This window comes from Mammaliicoccus sp. J-M41 (assembly GCF_022385935.1).
Lineage (GTDB): Bacteria > Bacillota > Bacilli > Staphylococcales > Staphylococcaceae > Mammaliicoccus > Mammaliicoccus sciuri_A.
In genome coordinates this window covers 70157-89067 of the sequence record NZ_JAJNIR010000006.1, presented here as the reverse complement: position 1 = coordinate 89067, position 18911 = coordinate 70157, and the positions used below count along the sequence as shown (strand labels likewise).

General features: G+C 33.5%; 18 protein-coding genes and 1 riboswitch. Of the genes, 8 read left to right on the top strand and 10 right to left on the bottom strand.

Annotated features, from left to right (window positions below; all coding sequences use genetic code 11):
* The 4 genes from LQ686_RS04020 to LQ686_RS04005 form a co-directional block, all read right to left on the bottom strand.
* Entirely contained in the window at positions 1 to 345 is a 345-nt protein-coding gene (locus LQ686_RS04020; protein ID WP_123808068.1) for a hypothetical protein, read from the bottom strand.
* Positions 333 to 632: a hypothetical protein gene (locus LQ686_RS04015; RefSeq protein WP_239733178.1), complete on the bottom strand. Its 300-nt coding sequence runs from the start codon at positions 630 to 632 to the stop codon at positions 333 to 335. Before LQ686_RS04015 ends, LQ686_RS04020 begins: the two co-directional genes overlap by 13 nt.
* A 173-nt stretch (positions 633 to 805) precedes the next feature.
* On the bottom strand, positions 806 to 1444 hold the full coding sequence (locus LQ686_RS04010) for a BRO-N domain-containing protein (RefSeq protein ID WP_239733177.1): 639 nt from the start codon (positions 1442 to 1444) through the stop codon (positions 806 to 808).
* Positions 1444 to 1668 carry a helix-turn-helix transcriptional regulator gene (locus LQ686_RS04005; protein ID WP_150886197.1) on the bottom strand — a complete coding sequence of 75 codons (225 nt, stop codon included), beginning with the start codon at positions 1666 to 1668 and terminating at the stop codon, positions 1444 to 1446. Before LQ686_RS04005 ends, LQ686_RS04010 begins: the two co-directional genes overlap by 1 nt.
* Positions 1669 to 1835: 167 nt before the next feature.
* On the opposite strand from LQ686_RS04005, the gene LQ686_RS04000 reads away from it, so the two are divergent.
* From LQ686_RS04000 to LQ686_RS03990, 3 genes are read left to right on the top strand one after another with little or no spacing between them, the layout of a single operon-like run.
* Entirely contained in the window at positions 1836 to 2492 is a 657-nt protein-coding gene (locus LQ686_RS04000; protein ID WP_150886199.1) for a helix-turn-helix domain-containing protein, read from the top strand.
* Between the two features lie 13 nt (positions 2493 to 2505).
* On the top strand, positions 2506 to 3747 hold the full coding sequence (locus LQ686_RS03995) for a tyrosine-type recombinase/integrase (protein ID WP_239733176.1): 1242 nt from the start codon (positions 2506 to 2508) through the stop codon (positions 3745 to 3747).
* An 18-nt stretch (positions 3748 to 3765) separates the two neighbouring features.
* The gene (locus LQ686_RS03990; RefSeq protein WP_239733175.1) at positions 3766 to 4692 is read left to right on the top strand and encodes an Abi family protein; all 927 of its coding nucleotides are present in this window, start codon (positions 3766 to 3768) and stop codon (positions 4690 to 4692) included.
* 231 nt (positions 4693 to 4923) lie between these two features.
* Here the strand turns inward: LQ686_RS03990 and guaA are convergent, their stop codons facing one another.
* From guaA to xpt, 4 genes are read right to left on the bottom strand one after another with little or no spacing between them, the layout of a single operon-like run.
* Positions 4924 to 6468, bottom strand: a complete 1545-nt coding sequence (guaA, locus tag LQ686_RS03985; protein ID WP_037589419.1) for a glutamine-hydrolyzing GMP synthase — start codon at positions 6466 to 6468, stop codon at positions 4924 to 4926.
* Positions 6469 to 6487: 19 nt separating this feature from the next.
* On the bottom strand, positions 6488 to 7957 hold the full coding sequence (gene guaB / locus LQ686_RS03980) for an IMP dehydrogenase (protein ID WP_107573033.1): 1470 nt from the start codon (positions 7955 to 7957) through the stop codon (positions 6488 to 6490).
* Positions 7958 to 7991: 34 nt separating this feature from the next.
* Positions 7992 to 9260 (bottom strand): nucleobase:cation symporter-2 family protein, encoded by a 1269-nt coding sequence (locus tag LQ686_RS03975; protein ID WP_107573034.1) that lies wholly within the window; start codon positions 9258 to 9260, stop codon positions 7992 to 7994.
* 1 nt (position 9261) lies between these two features.
* A complete protein-coding gene (gene xpt, locus LQ686_RS03970) occupies positions 9262 to 9837 on the bottom strand; it encodes a xanthine phosphoribosyltransferase (RefSeq protein WP_037589423.1) in 576 nt (191 codons plus the stop codon).
* A 108-nt stretch (positions 9838 to 9945) separates the two neighbouring features.
* Positions 9946 to 10048: riboswitch (purine riboswitch) on the bottom strand.
* Between the two features lie 255 nt (positions 10049 to 10303).
* Between xpt and LQ686_RS03965 the strand changes: the two genes are divergently transcribed.
* Together LQ686_RS03965 and LQ686_RS03960 are read left to right on the top strand one after the other, a co-directional pair.
* Positions 10304 to 11935, top strand: a complete 1632-nt coding sequence (locus LQ686_RS03965) for a DUF2382 domain-containing protein (RefSeq protein ID WP_239733174.1) — start codon at positions 10304 to 10306, stop codon at positions 11933 to 11935.
* A gap of 137 nt (positions 11936 to 12072) precedes the next feature.
* Entirely contained in the window at positions 12073 to 12729 is a 657-nt protein-coding gene (locus LQ686_RS03960; protein WP_107573036.1) for a GNAT family N-acetyltransferase, read from the top strand.
* Between the two features lie 28 nt (positions 12730 to 12757).
* Here LQ686_RS03960 and LQ686_RS03955 read toward each other — a convergent pair whose 3' ends face one another.
* Positions 12758 to 13798: an NAD(P)H-dependent flavin oxidoreductase gene (locus LQ686_RS03955; protein WP_239733173.1), complete on the bottom strand. Its 1041-nt coding sequence runs from the start codon at positions 13796 to 13798 to the stop codon at positions 12758 to 12760.
* Between the two features lie 100 nt (positions 13799 to 13898).
* On the opposite strand from LQ686_RS03955, the gene LQ686_RS03950 reads away from it, so the two are divergent.
* Together LQ686_RS03950 and LQ686_RS03945 are read left to right on the top strand one after the other, a co-directional pair.
* Positions 13899 to 14558 (top strand): nitroreductase family protein, encoded by a 660-nt coding sequence (locus LQ686_RS03950; protein ID WP_103361450.1) that lies wholly within the window; start codon positions 13899 to 13901, stop codon positions 14556 to 14558.
* Between the two features lie 178 nt (positions 14559 to 14736).
* Complete coding sequence (locus tag LQ686_RS03945; protein ID WP_239733172.1) at positions 14737 to 16077, top strand: sodium-dependent transporter; 1341 nt, start codon at positions 14737 to 14739, stop codon at positions 16075 to 16077.
* 149 nt (positions 16078 to 16226) lie between these two features.
* On the opposite strand, the gene LQ686_RS03940 is transcribed toward LQ686_RS03945, so the two are convergent.
* Positions 16227 to 17744: a DASS family sodium-coupled anion symporter gene (locus tag LQ686_RS03940; protein WP_107573038.1), complete on the bottom strand. Its 1518-nt coding sequence runs from the start codon at positions 17742 to 17744 to the stop codon at positions 16227 to 16229.
* Between the two features lie 210 nt (positions 17745 to 17954).
* Between LQ686_RS03940 and LQ686_RS03935 the strand changes: the two genes are divergently transcribed.
* Positions 17955 to 18833, top strand: a complete 879-nt coding sequence (locus tag LQ686_RS03935; protein WP_107618075.1) for a hypothetical protein — start codon at positions 17955 to 17957, stop codon at positions 18831 to 18833.
* Positions 18834 to 18911: the final 78 nt, after the last annotated feature.

The window sequence follows — 18911 nt, the reverse complement described above, 5'->3', positions numbered from 1 at the left end:
TTATTCTTCCTCCCATAAGTCATTCATTGATATATAATTGCTTAATTCCGTATTAATCATAGAAAGTACCCTACCTATGTTATATGTGGCATTAATACGTTCTATTTCCATGCCTTTATTTGTATTGTTCATCTCTTTAGGTACTATGAAGCTTATTACCTTACATATTTCTTCAATCGCTAAATATATTTCTTTTATAGTCAAATCGCTTTCTATTGTTTTTTCTTGATACATTCTTATGTTATCTGTTGTTTTAATAAACTGCTTAACCGCTTCTAATTCAGTTGTGACATCTGAAAACATTACCATTTTGCTAAACTCAATCATGTTATTTACTTCTTGCATGTTGTTATCCTCCTACAAATATTTTTATGCTTACTTCTTAAAAACTCTACAAATGTATCAATATGTACCAGTGTCATTGTTGCGGATACATCAACACATATACGTCCTTTAAATTCCGGCATTTCCTCGGCTTCTTTAATGAAGCGGTAACATGTAGCTTTACTTACATTGAATAGCTTAGGTAGTGTACTTATCTTGCAATAAATCATCTTTACCGGTGCTACTTGCTCATCTTTTAATACTGTATTGCTAGGGTGTGGTGTCGGTAGTTCAATTACATTAGTCATTTAATGCACCTCCATTGTATTTTTTATATGCTTCAATCGTGAAAAAGACTAACATACAAAAATATATGATCATGTATTGAGTACTTATATCACTGCTGAATGTGTCGCTAATACACACGGATATGAAGCAATACATAAATAACTTAAGTATTAATATCATTTCTTGTACCTCCTTATGCGGTTTTAACTTGATTAAGAATACTATCGTAAATTGTCTTTGAAATAGATAAGTTCAATTTATATTTTTCATTCATAATCATTAAGTTGGTTACTTCATCAAGTAATTTCTGTCTATCCTGTAACATGTCCGGTGTCATATCTTCTTTACTTATCATCTTAGGAAGTCCATACATGATACTTATAGCTTTATTAGTGATTGAATTAGCTTTGATACTGTTGTACTTTACCGCTTCTTTATCATCACTTCTAAGGGCTTCATACAAGCGTTTCATGGCTTCTTTTTGATGTTCTTTGTCTAACATTCTGAACACCTGGAAGCCTTCTAAACCGTTGTTATGGCGTAACTCTTTAATAACTTCAAATATCCATTGCTTAAATGATTCCGCTTCCGGTTTTCTGCTTTTAAATACTAAATTATAGATATTGATTTCATTAATCACATTCACAGTTTGAGTACGCCCCATTTTGTCTATGACCTTACTAGTAGTAACCCCATCTTTATGTAGACCATATAAAGCCTTTGAGTGTTGTTTCAGTCCTAAAGCTTCTGTTACGTCTTTAGCTACCGCCCACCATTCAGAATTAACTACAATGAAGCGGATATTATGACCGTTCCATATTTCTGTTTTCATTAGTTAGCCTCCTTATTTATTTCAATTGTAAAAATATCAGTAATTTCAACACCTAAAGTTTCCGCTATACGTTTAGCAAGTTTTGGGCTTGGGTTACGTTTACCGTTTACTATCTGATTAGAATAGGACGGATCTATACTAACTTTCTTGGATAAATCCACAATAGATAACCCATTCTTTAATAATTCAACTTTCAATTTGATAGTTTTGCTTTTTATATTCAATGTCCTACCTCCTTATCTAATGCTAACTTTCTTGTGCATTTGTTATATATAGTTATATCATATAAAATAAAAAGCGACAAGTTTCTTGTGCATTTGTTGACTTTTCCTTGATTATGTAAGACTATTAGGATAGCTAAAGAACAAATTTATTGGAGGTAAAAATACAAATGATAAGAAATAGACTTGCAGAAATAATGTTTGAAAGAGATATTAAAGTCGTTCGATTGTCTAAAGAAACTGGTATATCAAGAAATACTATTACAAATACGGCTTCTAATAACAGTGAAATGTTACAACTGAATACCATTAATAAAATATGCAAATTCTTAAATATTACTCCTTGTGATTTTTTTGAATATATACCTGTAGACATAGAACTTACTTTTTTAGAAGATGAAAAAATAGAATTGGTTGAGATATATAGTAAAGAATACTTGTTACAACCCAAGTTTAATTGTGATTTATTAATTGATATTAAAGAAAGAGAAAATTCTTATTCATTTGATACTCAAATTAAAATTGATACTTCTAATGTATTATCTAACTTTCCTACACCTGATTTTATGGAAGATGATTATCAAGAAAAACATATAGATATTGAAATTGTATTTTATTCAGTAGAAGATAAAGAAAACTTTGTAGAACAATTTAATAAAATTCCAAAACAATTTAAAAAAATGATTTATAACGACTTGATTGATCAATACAGAAAATTTTTATTAAGTTATTTTAAACCGAATGATAACCCTTTTATTATTTCAAATCATCAATTAGTTAAAGATATGCATATCAATTTAATTAATGATGAATTTAAGTTTTTCTAAGGAGGACTAACATATGTGGTGTGAAGCGTTCCAGGATAAGAATGGTATAACTAAATACCGCTTCATAGAGAAGTATAAAGACCCTTTAACAGACAAGTGGAAGCGTACTAGTGTTGTAATGAATAAGAACACTAAGCCCTCACAAAAAGAAGCGGAAAAGCGTTTAAATGAGAAGATACAAGCTAAACTAAATGACAAAACACCTTCAACACTTAAAACTTTAACATTCCACCAGGCTTGTGATGAGTGGTTTAGTAACTATAAAATTATATCGGGATCTAAACAATCGACTATATCAACTAAGTATTACAAAGTTGAACATATTAAGCGTAATATCAGTAAAGATATACTAGTCAAGAATATGACTACTGAAACCTTCCAGGACTTCATAACTTCCGCTTCTAATGACAATCTAAGCCACAAAGTAATTAAAGACGCTATGAGTATTGTTAGAAATATCATGAAGCATACACAAAAGAAATATAAACTTGATGATATATCGTACTTAGAAGATGTAGTAATACCTAAACAAGCTAAAACTAGAGATGAAATAAAGGCTAAGCGTGAAAACTATTTAGAGATGTCAGAAATACAATTAATTGTGGATAAATTAAACGATATAGCCACTTCTAAGCGTACTGGATACATGAAGCTATCATTTATTATGACTGCTTATATCGTTGAGTTTATGGCTCTAAACGGTATGCGTATTGGTGAATGTTTAGCAATACAACCAAATAATATAGACTTTGATAAATCTACTTTAGAAATAGACGGTACAATACACTGGATAGATGAAGCAGATGGAAGCGGTCATGGTGTAAAAGATACTACAAAGACAGAAGCGTCATATAGAACAATATCGCTTACTACTAGAAGTATGGATATATTGCGTAAAGCCATGCTAGAGATTAAGAAAGCTAAGCAGTGGGATAGCAATTACAACGATAGAGGGTTTATATTTACTAATCATTATGGTAACCCTATGGCTCTATCATCTGTAAACCGCAATATTAAATTAGCAGTAGAAAGTATTAAGGACACAGACGGTAAACAAATCATCACTAAGCATGTTACTACTCATACACTTAGACATAGCCATATATCATTGTTAAGTCAGTTAGGTGTATCTCTTAAAGCAATTATGGAACGCGTGGGGCATACAGATCACAAAACAACATTACAAATATACAGTCATGTGACAGAACAGATGGATAAAGACATGATGAGTAAATTAGAAGCGGTTAGTTATTAAGGAGGGGCGAATATAAAATTGAATAAAAAACAGATGTTAACTAAAAATCAAATGGTTAGTAAAATGAAAAAATTAGGTATTCGTTTTAATATAGATAATGAAAAAGTAGCAAAAGATAGTCTATCAAAATATAGTTATTTTTTTAAACTTGGATATTTTAGAAAAAATTTTCCCAAAGTAAACGGACGTTACAATATTGAATTTGCTTATTTAAAAGATTTAGCTTCTATAGATATGCAACTACGCTATTTGTTAATACATATGTGCTTAGATATCGAACATAGCTTAAAAGTATACATATTAGACAAAGTAGCAAATGATCCATGTGAAGATGGGTATAATATAATGACTCAATTTTACAAAAATGATTCAGAAAAAAATAGAACATTTAGGAATGTAATCTCCAAAAAAAGAAAAAAAAATTCAAGTGGTAAGTATAGTACAGTAGTAACACCAAAGAAGGAATTTAAAAACTATTATAATAATCCACCAATATGGGTGTGCCTGGAATTGATGAGTTACAATCAATTTGTTGAATTTGTTATATTTTATCAAACACACACTAACGATAATCAATTAAAATGTGCAAAAAATCTTCTTTCTCACGTTAAGACCGTTAGAAATATGAGCGCTCATAGTCAGCCGATTATTGCAAACCTTGGTACTCCAAAATTTGATAAAACTAATAGATATTTAACAGACAAAGGTCAAACCTCTTATAAATTGACGTATAAACAGGTACAATACAAGCCTCTTAGAGATATTTTCGCAACGTTTTATACCCATCAATTATATTGTAGTAAGGGTATAAGGGAAAATAGATATAAACAAATGGTAGATTTCAAAATGAGATTAAATCGTAATTCTTACTACAGTAGTTATACTAACCTTAGTGTCGTAATAAATGGTATTAACAAAATGATTGACAATTATAAAAATGATTGATATTATCAATTCATTAAGAGAACTCTATTAAAAGTTCTGCAAGACGCTTGTATTTTCGTCTTGTTATAGCAAAAAAAAGAAGCGCTATGTGTTATTACACATAGCCCTTTTTTATTTCCATAATTTAATTTTTCTTACACTTCGCCCATTTCCTGCCCATTTTTTAATTTTATAAGTACAAAAAGAACCCTCTAACCGTTGTGGTTAAAGGGTTTCTTGCTTTTTATAATTCTATTCCCACTCGATTGTGCTTGGGGGCTTAGATGTAATGTCATAGACCACTCTGTTTACGTGGTCTACTTCGTTTACGATACGACTTGATACTTTTTGTAAGACTTCCCAGTCAATTCTTGCGAAGTCACTTGTCATGCCGTCTATTGATGTTACTGCGCGTACGCCGACTGTGTAGTCATATGTACGGTAGTCTCCCATAACACCTACTGAACGGATATCTGGTAATACTGTGAAGTATTGCCAAATGTCTCTTTCTAGACCTTCTTCACGCACGACTTCTCTTAGAATTGCGTCTGATTCTCTTACGATTTCTAATTTTTCTTCAGTAATTTCACCTAATACACGAATACCTAAACCTGGGCCTGGGAATGGTTGGCGCCATACTAAATGTTCTGGTATGCCTAATTCGATTCCTAGTGCACGTACTTCGTCTTTAAATAGTGTATTAATTGGTTCGATTAATTGGAACTGCATGTCTTCTGGTAATCCACCTACGTTATGGTGTGATTTAATTGTTTGTGCAGTCTTTGTACCTGATTCAATGATATCTGTATAAAGCGTACCTTGTGCAAGGAAATCAACGCCTTCTAATTTTGATGCTTCGTCATCAAATACGTATACAAATTCATTACCGATAATTTTACGTTTTTTCTCAGGATCTGAAACGCCAGCTAATTTACTCATGAAACGATCTTTGGCATCTACTCTAATGATGTTCATATTGAAGCCTTCACCAAAGTTCTCCATTACCATGTCGCCTTCACCTTTTCTAAGCAATCCATGGTCTACGAAGATACAAGTTAATTGATCGCCAATTGCTTTATGAAGTAATACTGCTACAACTGATGAATCAACTCCACCACTCATCGCACATAATACTTTACGATCGCCAACTTGTTCTCTAATTTTTTCTACTTCGATTTCAACAAAGTTCTCCATAGTCCAGTTTCCTGTACATTCACAGACACGACGAATGAAGTTTCTTAATAAGTCATTTCCGTATTCAGTATGTCTTACTTCTGGATGGAATTGTACACCGTATAATTTTCTTGATTTATCTTCAATTGCTGCATTTTGACAACTTGGGCTGTCTGCAATGATTTCAAAGTTCTCAGGAATATCGATTACTTTGTCACTGTGACTCATCCAAACTGTTTGACTATTAGGTAAGCTGAAGAATAACTCGTCATCTGATTTAACGTTTAATGTTGCTTTACCGTATTCACGTTCGTTAGCTCTTTCTACAGAACCACCTAATAATTTAGTCATTAATTGCATACCATAACAAATACCTAAAACAGGAATACCTAATTCAAAGATTTCAGGATCAACTGTGAATGATCCTTCTTCGTATACTGAATTTGGTCCACCTGAAAGTATAATACCTTTAGGATTCATTTTTTTAATTTCTTCGATTGAGATTTCATGATCGTGTAACTCACTGTATACGCCCATTTCTCTTATACGACGTGTAATCAATTGGTTATATTGACTACCAAAATCCAATACAAGAATTAACTCTTGTTCAAAAGCCATTTCCATAATTGTAGTTCTCCTTTAATTAAAATGAGTAGTTTGGTGCTTCTTTAGTAATTTGAACATCATGTGGATGTGATTCTTTAAGGCCTGCGCCAGTCATTCTAATAAACTGAGCTTCTTCTCTTAATTGTTCTAGGTTAGCTGATCCTGTGTAACCCATACCGCTCTTAATACCGCCAATTAATTGATAAATTGTATCTTGTAATGGGCCTTTAAAGTCAATTCTACCTTCAATGCCTTCTGGTACAAATTTCTTAGCTGCAGTGTCTTCTTGGAAGTAACGGTCTTTAGAACCTTGTTCCATTGCACCAAGTGATCCCATACCACGATAAACTTTATATTGACGACCTTGGAAGATTTCTGTTTGTCCAGGGCTTTCTTCTGTACCAGCAAGTAAGCTACCTAACATAACTGCATTTCCGCCAGCTGCTAAAGCTTTCGCGATATCACCAGAGAATTTAATACCACCGTCAGCAATAATTGCTTTACCATAATTACGTGCTTCTGTTGCACAATCATAAATAGCTGTAATTTGAGGTACACCTACACCTGCAACAACACGAGTTGTACAGATTGAACCTGGTCCAATACCAACTTTAACGACGTCTGCTCCTGCTTCAAACAATGCTTTAGTACCTTCACCTGTAGCAACGTTACCTGCGATAATTGTAACTTCTGGGTATGATTCACTAATGTGTTTAACGACATCTAAGACACCTTTAGAGTGACCATGTGCAGTATCAATAACAAGTGCATCTGCGCCTGCTTCTACTAATTTTTGAGCACGAATTGGTGTATCTTTAGCAATACCTAATGCCGCTGCAACAAGAAGACGTCCTTCGCTGTCTTTTGCCGCATAAGGGAATTCGATTACTTTTTCAATATCTTTAATTGTAATTAATCCTTTAAGTTTACCCTCTTCAGAAATTAATGGAAGTTTTTCGATTTTATATTTTTGTAAAATTTCTTCTGCTTGTTCTAACGTTGTGCCAACTGGTGCTGTTACTAAATCTTCTTTAGTCATAACATCAGAAATTTTAATTGAGAAGTTTTCGATAAATCTTAAGTCACGGTTTGTAATAATACCGATAAGTTCCATATCTTCTTCGTTATTAACGATTGGAACACCAGAAATACGGTATTTACTCATCAATGCTTCTGCTGCGTACACTTGCTCATCAGGTGTTAAGAAGAATGGGTTTGTAATAACGCCATTTTCTGAACGTTTAACTTTTTGTACTTCATCTGCTTGATGTTCTATAGACATGTTCTTATGAATAACACCTAAGCCACCTTGTCTTGCCATAGCAATCGCCATTTTAGCTTCAGTAACTGTATCCATACCAGCTGAAATGATTGGAATATTTAACTTAATATTTTTTGAAAGAGATACGCTTAAGTCTACATCACTTGGTAATACCTCTGATTTTGCTGGTACTAATAATACATCATCGAACGTTAAGCCTTCTTTTTGAAATTTGTTTTCCCACATGAATATAACCTCCACTAATTTATTTTCATATTTATTATTTCACATTTTCACTGTTTTGTTGATTGTTTAATCCATTAAAACATAAATTTAATATAATAGCTGAGAAAGTACCTAATACGATACCGTTTTGTGTTAACCAAGCATATTCTTCTCCAAATGTTTCAAGCGCTTGAGGTACTGCTGTAATACCTGCACCAATCCCGACCGATACGGCAATCACGAGTAAATTGTTTTGTTTGTTAAAGTCTATGCCACCAAGCATTTTCACACCGTATGCCATAACCATTCCAAACATCGCAATCATCGCACCACCTAATACTGGAAATGGAATCATGCTTGCCAATGCACCGAGTTTAGGTATTGAGCCACAAACGATTAATAATGCAACCATCATATACATGATTTGATTCTTTTTAGCGCCAGATAATGAAACTAGCCCGACGTTTTGAGAATAAGCTGTGTAAGGAAATGCATTAAAGATTGAACCAATTATAATCGCAATTCCTTCAGCTCTATAACCTTTTGATAAGTCTTTTCTTGATATAGGTTGTTTCGTAATTTCACTTAAAGCATGGTACACGCCTGTTGATTCAATCAAACTAACGATTGCAATAATGACAAAGACAATCGTTGTACCAAATTCAAATTCAAACCCGCTAAATCTAAATGGTCTAGGTAGTTCCAACCAATTCGAAGTTTTTAAATTCGATGTATCCACTAATCCATAGAAGGAAGCGACGGTTGTACCTATTAATAAACCGAGTAATATCGCTATAGATTTAATGAACCCTTTAGATAATCTTTGTATTAATAAGATGATCACTAATGTAAATAAACCTAAGAATATATTTTTACTGTCTCCGTAGTTCTTTTCACCTTGACCACCTGCTAAATAATTCATGGCAACTGGCATTAACGTAATACCGATTATTGTAACAACACTTCCTGTAACAACAGGTGGAAATAATTTTACTAAATATGAGAAAAATGGAGAAATTAAGACTACAATAATCCCTGAAAGAAATATAGAACCGTACAGCACACCGATACCGTGTGTGTTACCAACTAGAATCATTGGTGCTACAGCTGTAAATGTACATCCTAAGACTACCGGCAGTCCAATTCCTATTCCTTTATATACTTGTAAAAATGTTGCTACACCACACATAAAGATATCAATAGCGACTAAGTAAGCCACTTCTTCAGGTGTGAATTTTAAAGCAGATCCGACGATAATAGGTACCATTATGGCACCCGCATACATAGCAAGTAAATGTTGAACACTTAAGATGAAATTTTTCATGTTATTCTCCTACCAGTTTGACTGTATTTCCTAATAATGAAGCAACTTGGCATAGAGATAAGACTTCTAATCCTTCAGATTCCAACTTCTCTCTGCCCGGTTGGAAACTTTTTTCTATAACAATTCCAATTCCAGATGTTGTTGCGTTTGCTGCTTGAACTAAACGATGTAATCCTAATGATGCTTCGCCATTCGCTAAAAAGTCATCAATAATTAATACATGATCGTCTTCATTTAAAAATTGTTTCGCAATAACCACTGTACTCGTTGTATTTTTAGTAAATGAGTGAATATCTGTTTGATAAAATTCAGATGTCATTGTAGATGGTTTTGCTTTTTTCGCAAATAAACATGGCACGTCTAAATGTAAAGATGCCATAATTGCAGGTGCGATACCTGACGCTTCAATCGTAAGTACTTTCGTGATTTTCTTGTCTTTAAAATGTTCCGTAATAACTTGACCAACTTCATACATTAACTTTGCATCAATTTGGTGATTTAAAAATGAATCAACCTTAAGAATCTTTTCATCGATGACTACACCATCTTCTTTAACCCTATCTTGTAGTGTCCTCACACTACTCGCCTCCTCATTTAGATTAAAAAAAACACACCTTAATCCTAAAAAATAGGTAAGATGAGTAAAAAATAATATAAAACCACACCATTTTGGATAGTCTGATTCCAGTGTTATTCATTTACTCATAGTCGTGTCGTTTAAGGCAACACGGTAGAAACTTCCAAAGCCATATTCTTCAGATTATATGAGTTTTTAGTAATAAATTATTCATTGATAATAACAAAATATCAGTATTTTTACAATAGGCAAAACCTTATGTTAGCGCTATTTTAAGAGGTTTTAAATAAACTGAAAAATCTAAATAATTAGAAAGTTGATTGAATATTGTTTGATGCTCCTCCATAAGGGTATTTGAGAATTATATTGTATTAACGTAGACAATATTTATTAAGTATTTAAACACCTAGAGAATAATCACTGTTGATAAGATTTTTACACATTACAAATTTATGGAGGTTTTAGTATGGGTAAAATAGAAAAGTTTAGTAACGAAAGTGATTTACTGCAACGTATTGATCAATTGAAAGAAGAAGGTGTCGGAGAAAGTGACTTACAAGTTATTTCCGAAGACAAGTTAGATGATAACTCTTTAGACTACACGGATGTTAAAGTGAAGAACTCTAGAGGTTCATTTAGCGACAAAATTACTGCACTATTCTCAGGTGAAAGTGCTGAAGAACGTGTATTATCTAGTTTAAATGTTCCAGAAGAAGAATTAGATAGCTATAAACAAGAACTTAATAACGGAAAAATACTATTATATGTTGATAATGACAATATAAGTGATACTGAAAACTATGATTCAGATCATCCTAAAGACTCTCAAACAGGAAATGAGCATTACGATAATACAAAACCATTTTCTAGTGAAGAGAGCGAAGATAGTGGTGTATCTAAAGGTACAGCTGCTGGTGCTGGATTAGGTGCAGGTGCAGGTGCTGCGGGCGCTGGTGCTGCTGCTGCGCATTCATCTTCAGATCAAGAGGAAGATGTGAATGAAACTTCTGATTTTGATAAAGCTGAAAGAGAAGAAGAATTTAATCAGCAAGATGAAGTATCTGAAAATGATCTAACTCAAGATGTGGATAATGCAGATACAGAAAAAACAGATGCACCATCATTCGATAACGAAGCTGAAACGGACCGAGATGTAAATACAAATCGATATGGCAATAATATTAATGAAGAAGATGTAGCGCATGATGATGTGGATGATTCAAACATCGACCATCAAAAAACATCAACTTCAGCTAATTTAGCAGGTGCTTCTGCTCTTGGCGCAGCTGGATATGCAAATGAACATAGAGAACAACAAGAAACAGAAGATGACGTACAGGACGATAGAAGAGTCTACTCTAGCGATAATGAAAGAGACTTAGAAGACTTAAATAATCGTGAAACGACAAATACGACTGCTCAATATGGTGAAACAGATAATGTTAAAGATCAACAAGATTTAACAAGAGAAGATGAATCATCATTCTCAAGAGTGCATGATGACGACGTAGAAATAGAACGTTCTAGCTTAAACTACGATAACCCAAATGAAAGTGTTGAACCACCAACATCAGATGAAACAACAACACGTGAATCTAACTTCTCTACTAGCCAAGATGAACAAGATACAAATGTTCACACTTCTGAGCAGTCATACAACAACGACACACAAGATAATAATGTAGGTGAAACATCTTACAATAATGAAACACAAAATAACAACGTAGATGAAGAATCTGTTCAACTTCATGAAGAACGTCTAAATGTAGACAAAGAGAATGTTGAAACAGGAGAAGCTTCTGTTGATAAACATGTTGTTGAAGAAGAACAAGAGTTTGATGTACCTGTTGAACGTGAAGAAGTAACCATCGAACGTAGACCGGTTAATGAGAAAGTAGACGAAGACTTTAACGCAAATGATGATGATTCCGTACACATTCCATTACATGACGAACGTGTAAAAGTAGACAAAGAAAATGTCGTATCTGAAGAAATCGTCATTAAGAAAAATAAAGTTCAAGATACTGAACATGTTTCTGAAAAAGTGAGACATGAAGAAGCAGATATCACTAACCCTACAGATGATAATCCTAAATAAGACAATATAATAACTTAAGAGGCTGGGACATAGTGTCATGTCCTGGTCTCTCTTTTTATTTCCTCAATACGATAGTACTACTATTAAAATCTTATGTTATAATATTATAAAATATTGATTATGAGGGGTTCATAACTATGAATTTTGAAGTTGTCACATCTATCGATGATCCATTATTCAAAAAAGCATTAGAAATGTATGAAGATATTTTCAAGGCAGAGGTGCGAGAAGACCGTCATGTCTTCATCCATTCGCTTACATCTGAGTACATAAAGAAACATTATATATTTTTAGTTGGTTTAATTGATGACACGGTCGTAAGTTTGTCTACAGGTCATTATGAACCTACAACAAATTCAGCTTTTATTATTTATTTAATGACGCATCCTGAATACCGCAATCAGCGTGTTGGCGGACAAACGTTGGAAAGAATTGAAGCAGAACTTCATAAACATGCTCAAGATGTTCATGGAAGAGATGCTAACATGATTATGTTGGAATCGTTTGGAGAAGAATCATACGAAAACAACAGTGGTAAAGAAGAAGCGATTCTGCGTAAGAACTTCTTTAATAGACATGGTTATGAAGTTCAACAAGACATCCCTTATATACAACCAAATCCACAAAAATCATTAGCACCTACACCTTTAGATTTATATATTAAGCAATACTTGCCGCTTCAAAAAGACGTTATCTCACCGAGTATTCGTTCTTGTTACATCAACAAGTACATACACGGAAATGAAAACGATCGAGAATTTGTATACGAATTATTAGAATCTATGGATTTATAAGTTAGAAAAGCTGACATCGATTGCGATGTCAGCTTTTTATTACTTTATGATACCTTTCCATTAATGCACGGACACTTTCATCTTTAGCGCCTGCTGGATTTGTACCACACCATAAATTCATATAATCTGGATTCTTTAACTTTTTAGACTGCCCTCTTAAAGGTTGTGTTAATATATTTTGAATCGGATACGGACAAATATCATCTTTAAATTGTTCCATATACTGTATAAACGGATTTATAATACCATTTGCATAACGCCCACTAAACGTATTCGTTAATATAATATCATCAGGATGTGCTTTTAATATATGCGCTTTATGTACATCTGGCGCACCACTTTCATGTGTTGTTAAGAATGCTGTCCCAAGTTGAACTGCATGAGCACCTTTTTGAATATAACTTTTCGCTAATTCTGGTGTCGTGATACCGCCCGCTACTATTAATGGAACGTTAATCAAAGGATACGTTTGATTAAACAATTGCTCAGTTGTAAGACGATTTTCTGGCAATGATTGTTCAAATGAACCTCTATGACCACCCGCTTCACTACCTTGAATCACTATCGCATCAATACCAATGGATTCCAAAGCTTGAGCTTCATTTAAATCTGTTGCAGTTCCTATTACGTTAATATGATGGCCATGTAATGTGCGAACGAGACTTTCTGAAGGCTTACCAAATGTAAAGCTTACATATTTAACATGTTTATCTATAATCACGTTTAACATGTCCTCAAAATTCACATCTATTGAAACATCTTGTATTTGTTTACTGTTTAATTTTTCAGTTATGGGATGTAATATTTTATTCATAAAATTAACTTTTTCTTGATCAATAGCCGGATACTCTGGCACAAATAAATTGACGCCAAACGGTTCAGAAGTCATTTGTCTAATTTGGTCTATATCTTTAGCTAAAGCATCAGGTGTCATATATCCAGCACCAATTTGTCCAAAGCCGCCTTCATTACAAACTGAAGCCACTAAATCAGGTGTTGTAATACCTCCAGCCATACCCGCTAGAAAAATCGGTTTATCCAGTTCTGATATTAATATTTTCGATTCCAATGACAATCCCTCCTAAAAAAATTTAATTCGTAAGCTAATCATTTTATTTTTTTAGTTAATTGGTGCATTATAATGACATCATACTAAAAGGAGAAATAAAATGACACACTCAAAGCTTTCATTAACTGAAATTATTAATAAAAGAAAATCAGTTAAAGAGTTCGATTCAAACTTCAAAATTCCAAGAGAAGAAATGAAAGAAATGATAGCACTTGCTACTAAAGCACCTTCATCAATCAACCTACAACCATGGCGCTTTGTTATCATCGATTCTGAAGAAACAAAACAAAAATTAGACCATCTTGTACAGTTCAACCAAAGACAATTACATTCATCAAGTGCGATTATTCTTGTACTTGCAGATTTAAAACACGCTGAATATGTGAGCGATATTTACGAGAAGAACGTTGAACTTGGCTATATGGATGAAAATTCAAAAGATTACTTTATTGAAACAATCTCAAATTTAATTAGCAGTGCTGATGAAAGTTACTTTAATGCACAAGGTTTAATGGATGCTAACTTAGCTTCTATGCAATTAATGCTTATTGCGACTGATCACGGTTATGATACAAACCCTATCGGTGGATTCGATAAAACAGCTGTATTAGAAGCATTAAACATTGATACTTCTAGATATGTACCAGCTCATTTAATCGCTATTGGTAAAGGTGTTAAACCACCACATGATTCTAGTAGATTACCAGTAGATAGAATCATCGCTTGGAATGATGAAAGTAACGGTTCAATCGGCGAATAAGGTTTTTATTCGTTCTATTAATTATAATACCCTATCGGCAACTAACTTATGTTGCCGATATTTTTTAATATTGCATTATCCCAAAATATAGTGTAAAATTCATTGCTGTGAGTTTTATTTTTTTACTTAAAAGCTTTACCGCTTTAAAGTGAATATCAAATTAAAAGAAGGAATATATATGAAAAATTTATCTCAATGGTCGTCCAATATCGGCTTCGTTCTAGCAAGTGCCGGGTCAGCTATAGGAATTGGTGCTGTATGGAAATTCCCATACATGGCTGGAACATACGGTGGTGGCGCATTTTTACTAATATTTATTATTTTCACATTGCTTGTCGGCTTACCACTACTTTTAAGTGATTTTGTATTGGGACGTTATGGTAGAACATATTCTACTAACATCTTCAAAAAAGTATCCGGTAAATCATCTTGGAATTTAGTAGGATGGCTTGGAAATCTAACAGTCTTTGTACTATTTTCTTTCTATAGTGTTATCGGTGGTTGGATCATTTTATATATTATACGTACTCTTTTAGACAGCTTTGGATTAACGCAATCACATAATTACGGCAATATCTTTAATGATTATATATCTAACCCATTCTATTCATTAGCGAGTCAGTTTGCCTTTATACTGTTCACTGTAGTCATTGTCAGTAAAGGTGTAGAAAAAGGTATCGAGAAAGCTTCAAAAGTCATGATGCCACTTTTATTTATATCATTTGTAATTGTCATTATTAGGTCAATCACTTTAGACGGTGCTTTAGACGGAATTCAATATTTCCTACAACCAAAAGTTTCAGATTTAAGTGCTGAAGGTATACTATATGCCCTAGGTCAATCGTTCTTCGCATTATCACTTGGAACATGCGGTATGATGACATACGCTTCATATTTAGACCGTAAAACAAATATCGTCAAAAGTGCGAATGCTATTGTGTGGATGAACATAGCTGTATCAATAGCAGCCGGGTTAGCCATCTTCCCAGCTATTTTCGCATTTGGATTAGAACCTAACCAAGGACCAGGATTATTATTTATCGTCCTTCCACAAGTATTTGATCAAATGTTTGTCGGTCAATTGTTCTATTTACTATTTTTAATATTATTTTTATTCGCAGCCATTACATCTTCAATTTCGTTATTAGAATTGAACATCTCAAATATTACTAAAAATAATAATGATAATAGAAAGAAATGGTCATATATCATTGGTATATTAGTCTTTATATTCGGGATACCATCAGCACTTTCAAACGGATTACTCCAGGACTTTACATTCGGTGTCGGAACATTCTTCGATAATATGGATTACTTAGTCGCGAATATCTTAATGCCAATAGGTGCATTAGGCGTAACCATCTTCGTTGGTCATATATTCAATAAAGAAATCATTATGAAAGAATTAAATATGAGCGATACTAAAAAAGGAAGACTCTTTGTGAATACATGGTATTTCTTAGTTAAATTTGTACTTCCAATTATCATCATCGCCGTATTTATTGGACAATTAATTTAAATAGAGAAAAGAAGAAGCCGTTCAATTTTTTGGGAATTGAACGGCTTTTTTATGTAGTTCGGATGGATTTGGATGATCTCTTGGCTTTACTCTGACATTAAGCCACGACTTCAATGATTTCTTATCTCAGCAGCCTGTTTAAACCTCCTTTATATCAATCCTATCCACTTCCAATATGTCATGCTGAACAAGATAATTAATAAGTATCCAATAACTGTGAGTGGTACACCTGTTTTAATAAAGTCTTTAACGGTAAATGTTTCTGTACCGTAAGCCAGCATATTTTGTGGTGAACTAACTGGCAATAAGAAACCAAAACTAATCACGAATTGTTGTATAAGTACAAATCCGATTGATTGATCTCCTAGATTTAATGTTTGTGTTAAGGCTATAAACACAGGGATTAAGGCTGAAGATAAACTCGTTGCACTCGCAAATCCTAAATGTATTAAAATATTAAATATTGAAATGAGTGCAATGGTTGCGATTAGTGGCATATGATTAAGTCCCATCAATCCAAATGTTTTATCACTTAACCATTGTGCCGCTGTTGTTTCCAACAATACTGTTCCTAATGAGATACCAATTCCAAATACGATAACTGTACCCCACGGAATTTTCTTCTCAACATCTTCCCAAGTAAAGACACCGATTTTAGGTGTTAACATAATTGCTAATGCGATGATTGTTATAGAAGATGAATCAATAGGATGGATCACTTTTTCGGTAGACCAGAAAAATAATAATAAGACAGAAATCGTAATGAGTCGCCACTCTCTTGCTGAAACTGATCCTAATTCTTTTAATTGTGCTTTAACTAATTCATTTCCACCTTCTATTTCTTTCTCCTCAGGTTTAATGACAGTAATCATCACAAAGTATAAGACGACTGACATGATAATCGCCCATGGTGCTGCATATAAGAACCACTCACCCCAAGACACATCTTGTCCCATTGATTTATTAATAAATCCTATCGCAACGATATTTTGAGCGGCGGCAGTCTTAATACCTATATTCCATATTGAGACGGCATGCACGGCAGTAATAATCAATAATGCTGCTAATTTACTGTTCTTAGATGTATTAAATGCAGCAATCATACCTAATAATATGGGTACAACAGCACCTGCTCTTGCTGTAGCTGAAGGTACAAAGAATGCTAAAATAATAGAAACGACAATTGCACCAATAACAATTCGATTTGTTTTGTTTCCTACAATAGAAAGTACTTGTAATGCTAACCGTTTATGTAGATTGGTTACTTGCATCGCTGTAGCTAAGAATAATGCTGCTGCAACGAGTGCCACTGCAGACCCTGAAAATCCGCTTAAAGCCATTTGTAATGCATTGCCTGTACCTAGTAACGCATCCCCTTCTAAAGCTTTTCCATTTGCTGACGGATTGCCTAACGCATCTCCTAAATTTTGAACTGGACTAAATCCAATTAGTACAACGATCAGGCCAACAATCATGACCGCTGATACAGGATAACTTACGGCTTCTGTTACCCACATAATAACTGCAAAAGCTAAAATCGCTAGCGCACATTTTGCCATAACAGGTAAATCATTTGAAGTTGGTAATAACAATATTCCAATTAATACAACAAAACTAACAATAATCCAAATTGGTTTAAAAGCTTTTTTCTCAGTATTATTAGACATATCTAACAGCTCCAATATTAATTTTCATTGTTCTAATTTCCTAAATAATAACATATTTCTTTTTTGCATATAATACTTTTCACAATTAATACAATAAATACTTGAACTTTCTGTTATTTACATGTAATGTATAAAGGGAAGTGTGACGGTTGTCTGCCGACAGACAACCCTACCTATTAAATTACTGTCAAATAAAGGATGATTTATAATATGTTAACTAAAGAATTCGCAACTAAAGTAGGTCTTAGTGAAAAGCAAGTTAGAAAAATTGTACAGCACTTAGAAGACAGAGGATATCAACTTTCTAAGACAGAATATCGTGGAAGAGAAGCGACAGACTTCCAAGAAGAAGATATTGAACTTTTCCAAGAAATAGCGGAAAAGGTTAAAGAAACTAATAGTTATGACCAAGCATTCGAAACACTTGAACAAGAGAAAGACTTTTTACAAGTTCTTGTTAAAGACGAACCTGCTAATCAAACACCTGAACTACAACATTTAATTGAAGAATTAAGATTAGAAGTTCAACATATGCGTAGAGAAAGACAAATGCTTGGTGAAATGTTGCAACAAGTACATATTCAACAACAGAAACTAGAACAAACTTTAGCATTACAAGCACCTCAACAATCAGAGGATACTGCTCAAGAGAATGATACTAAAGTTGAAGCGAAACAAGCTGAACAACCACAAAGTTCTAAAGTAGTTTCAGAAGATAAGACTTCTAGTGAATCAGTTGAAACGAACAAACAAGAAGAAAAAGAAGAAACAAAAGTTGCTGTAGCTGAAGAGCCAGCTAAATCAGAAACACAAGCTGAAGTGAAATCAGAAGATAAAGAAACTGCTGTTAAACCAGAAACTGCTACTGATAAAGCGGTAGAATCTAAAGAAGAAGATGCAACTACAACTAAAGAAGAAACTACTGAAAAAGCGGCAGCATCTACTGAAGAAAAAGCACCAGAAACGACAGTAGACGAAACTTCAATGCCTTCAGAAAACAAAGAAGAAGAAGTAAAAGAAGAAATCAAATCAGAAACTGAAGAAGAACCTAAGAAAAAAGGATTCTTCCAAAGATTATTCAATATCTAATCCCTTTAAAAAGAGGTTGGGCATGATGCCTAGCCTCTTTTTTGTTAAGTTTTTGTAAATTTCCACTATATAATTGTT

Excerpts from the sequence above, each read along its gene's own strand:
- LQ686_RS04020 (WP_123808068.1), bottom strand. The coding sequence starts at position 345 with ATGCAAGAAGTAAATAACATGATTGAGTTTAGCAAAATGGTAATGTTT.
- LQ686_RS04015 (WP_239733178.1), bottom strand. The coding sequence starts at position 632 with ATGACTAATGTAATTGAACTACCGACACCACACCCTAGCAATACAGTA.
- LQ686_RS04010 (WP_239733177.1), bottom strand. The coding sequence starts at position 1,444 with ATGAAAACAGAAATATGGAACGGTCATAATATCCGCTTCATTGTAGTT.
- LQ686_RS04000 (WP_150886199.1), top strand. The coding sequence starts at position 1,836 with ATGATAAGAAATAGACTTGCAGAAATAATGTTTGAAAGAGATATTAAA.
- LQ686_RS03995 (WP_239733176.1), top strand. The coding sequence starts at position 2,506 with ATGTGGTGTGAAGCGTTCCAGGATAAGAATGGTATAACTAAATACCGC.
- guaA (WP_037589419.1), bottom strand. The coding sequence starts at position 6,468 with ATGGAAATGGCTTTTGAACAAGAGTTAATTCTTGTATTGGATTTTGGT.
- guaB (WP_107573033.1), bottom strand. The coding sequence starts at position 7,957 with ATGTGGGAAAACAAATTTCAAAAAGAAGGCTTAACGTTCGATGATGTA.
- LQ686_RS03975 (WP_107573034.1), bottom strand. The coding sequence starts at position 9,260 with ATGAAAAATTTCATCTTAAGTGTTCAACATTTACTTGCTATGTATGCG.
- LQ686_RS03965 (WP_239733174.1), top strand. The coding sequence starts at position 10,304 with ATGGGTAAAATAGAAAAGTTTAGTAACGAAAGTGATTTACTGCAACGT.
- LQ686_RS03960 (WP_107573036.1), top strand. The coding sequence starts at position 12,073 with ATGAATTTTGAAGTTGTCACATCTATCGATGATCCATTATTCAAAAAA.
- LQ686_RS03950 (WP_103361450.1), top strand. The coding sequence starts at position 13,899 with ATGACACACTCAAAGCTTTCATTAACTGAAATTATTAATAAAAGAAAA.
- LQ686_RS03945 (WP_239733172.1), top strand. The coding sequence starts at position 14,737 with ATGAAAAATTTATCTCAATGGTCGTCCAATATCGGCTTCGTTCTAGCA.
- LQ686_RS03940 (WP_107573038.1), bottom strand. The coding sequence starts at position 17,744 with ATGTCTAATAATACTGAGAAAAAAGCTTTTAAACCAATTTGGATTATT.
- LQ686_RS03935 (WP_107618075.1), top strand. The coding sequence starts at position 17,955 with ATGTTAACTAAAGAATTCGCAACTAAAGTAGGTCTTAGTGAAAAGCAA.